The 2455-nt window shown below is 73.0% G+C and carries 3 protein-coding genes; all 3 read right to left on the bottom strand.

Features of this window, described 5'->3' with window-relative positions; all coding sequences use genetic code 11:
- Positions 1–609: alpha/beta hydrolase fold domain-containing protein (locus tag MFF42_RS23635; protein ID WP_238258219.1), on the bottom strand; the 609-nt coding region annotated here is incomplete at its 3' end.
- A 23-nt stretch (positions 610–632) separates the two neighbouring features.
- Positions 633–1565: an amino acid--[acyl-carrier-protein] ligase gene (locus MFF42_RS23630; protein WP_238258218.1), complete on the bottom strand. Its 933-nt coding sequence runs from the start codon at positions 1563–1565 to the stop codon at positions 633–635.
- Between the two features lie 36 nt (positions 1566–1601).
- The coding region (locus MFF42_RS23625) for an acyl-CoA dehydrogenase family protein (RefSeq protein WP_238258216.1) at positions 1602–2455 on the bottom strand (854 nt) is incomplete at its 5' end.

The raw sequence follows: 2455 nt of genomic DNA, 5'->3' as shown, positions 1-2455 counted from the left end.
CGTCGCCTCGTCGAGAAAGTAGCCGCGGGCGAAGTCGCGGCGCGAGGCCGACGCGCCGTGCCCGTCGAGCACCGGGCAGATCAGGAGCTGCGCCCGGATCGTTCCGTCGCGCCGCTCCTGGCAGACCCGCGCCGCGAGCCCCGCGCCGGCGGAATCGCCGCCGATCCCGAGCCGGGCCGGATCGATCCCGAGCTTTTTCGCATGCGCGGCGATCCACGCCGTTGCCGCGAGGGCATCCTCGAGAGCCGCCGGGAACGGGTGCTCGGGGGCGAGCCGGTAATCGACCGCGACGACCCGGAGGCCGCCGGCTTCGGCGAGCACCCGGCAGATCCCGTCATGGGTGTCGAGACCGCCGGTCACCAGCCCGCCGCCGTGCAGGTAGACCAGGCCGGGACCGCCCTCGCTGTCCTCCGGCGCGTAGAGCCGCGCGGGGATCGGCCCGGCCGGACCCGGCAGGACGAGATCGCGGGTCTCGACGCCCTCGGCGCTCAGCCCGGCGAGGCGCGCGAGCCCGCGCAATCCCTCCCGACGGGCGTCGAGGGTGATGCCGTGCGAGCCCCCGAGCGCCATCATGTCGAGGAAGCGGCTGACATGCGGATCGAGGGGCATCGGCGGCTCCCGGCGCGATCGCGTCAGAGCTTCAGCGCCGCGCGGACCGCGTCCGGCCACGCGTCGATGCGCTCGCCGTGGGTGGCGAACAGCGCCACCGCGAGGCGGTCCATGCCGAAGGCGACGCAGCCGGTATGGGCGGGCTCGCCGTCCTCGAGGTTCAGGCCCCAGGTCGTGCCGAAATGCTCGCGATGGTAGTTGAAGCTCATGCAGGCGGTGCCGGCGGCCGCGCCCCGGAGCGGGATCAGCAGCTCGAACTTCAGCGCCTGTTCGAGCTGGCTGAAGGCCATGATCTGGCCGAGCCGGCCGAAGAACGGGTCGCTCGCGGTCTCGACCGTGTAGGGCAGGCCCAGTTCGTCGGCCATGGCGGTGGCGGTCTCGATCCAGCTCTCGCGGAAGGCGACGATCTGCTCCGGCGTGCCGATGCGGACGTACTCGCGCATCCGGAAGGATTGCAGCCGGTCGAGATGGCGCGAGGGCTCGCGGCGGAAGCAGTCGCAGGCGACGTCGAAGCGGTAGCCGGTGGACGGCACCGCGCCGCGGGCGGCGGCGATCGGGTAGACCGGGTAGCAGGCGGCCGGGGTCAGGACGAGGTCGGCGGTCTGCAGGTCCTCGGTCCAGTCGCCGCCCGCGAGGTGCTTGTCGGCCGAGGCGCGGATCTCCGTCTCGTTCCCGTCGAGGCAGGAGACGCAGCCGAGGAGGTTCGGGAAGCTCTTGAGGTAGCCGTGCCGCTCCAGATGCGCCCGGCTCATCACCGGCGGGAAGCGGAACACCTCGGTGCCGGCCTCGCGCCGGGCCGAGATGAAGGCGGCCAGCGCCTCCACCACCGACTCGTAGGCGCCGGTGCGGGCGTAGACGCCCTGCGCGTTCATCGGCTTGAACATCGCGTCGAACAGGGCGTCGAGCGGGTCGGTCGCGGGCGGCGAGGCCGGCGCGTTCATCACGGGCATGTTCATGGCGGGCAGTCCTAAGAGGCGGGAAGAGCAGCGCCCTCAGGCGCCGAGCGAGGCGGCGACCGGCGACATCAGCGTCGCGGTGGCGAGGTTGGCCACGATCCGGTCGTTGTGGATCATGATCGGCGCCGAGAGGATGTCGCGCAGCGCCCGGCCGACGCTGAAGTCGCCGTCCTGGCGGTAGCCGGCGAGCCCGTTGGCCCGCAGCGCGCTCGACACGGTGGCGACGGCGAGTTCCGAGACCTCGACCTTGAGCATGGTGAGCGCCGTCTGCACGTCGAGTCCGGCGAGCGCGGCCGGATCGCCGTCGGCCCCCTCGAAGGTGTCGAGGGCTTGCGTGATGAGGGCGCGGGCCTGCTTCAGGCTGGAGACGGCGCGGGCGTAGTGCAGCGCGCCGGGCGGGGCGACGCCGCCGGCGCCGCGCATCGCCGTGCGGGTGAACGCCTGGGCGCGATCGACGGCGGAGGCCGCGATGCCGGCCCAGGCGCTCGACCAGAGGAGGTGGGAGACCGGCGTCATGGTCTGGTTGTGGATGTCGCCGTAGCGGGCGGCGAGCACCTGCTGGGGAAGCCCGCGGGCCTTGAGCCGGAAGCCGCTGCTGCAGGTGCCGCGCATGCCGAGGGTCTCCCAGCCGCTCAGGCGCTCCAGGCTGTAATCCTCACGCAGGAAGACGCAGAGCACCTGGTCGGAGGCCCCGGCCTCGGCCGAGCGGCGGGCGACGGTGACGACGCCGTCGGCCTGGGCGCCGTAGGAGATCACGGTGGCCGCCCGCTCCAGGGTGATCCCCTCTCCGTCGGACTCGATCGCCGCGGAGGAGGAGCGGACATTGCCGCCGCCCTGGCCCTCCGTGGTGGAGGAGGCCATCAGGAGCTGTTCGTCGGCGATGCGGCGCA

The sequence above is a fragment of the Methylorubrum podarium genome (assembly GCF_022179745.1).
Lineage (GTDB): Bacteria > Pseudomonadota > Alphaproteobacteria > Rhizobiales > Beijerinckiaceae > Methylobacterium > Methylobacterium podarium.
The sequence above is the reverse complement of the archived record's forward strand: the minus strand, read 5'-3'. Positions and strand labels throughout refer to the sequence as shown.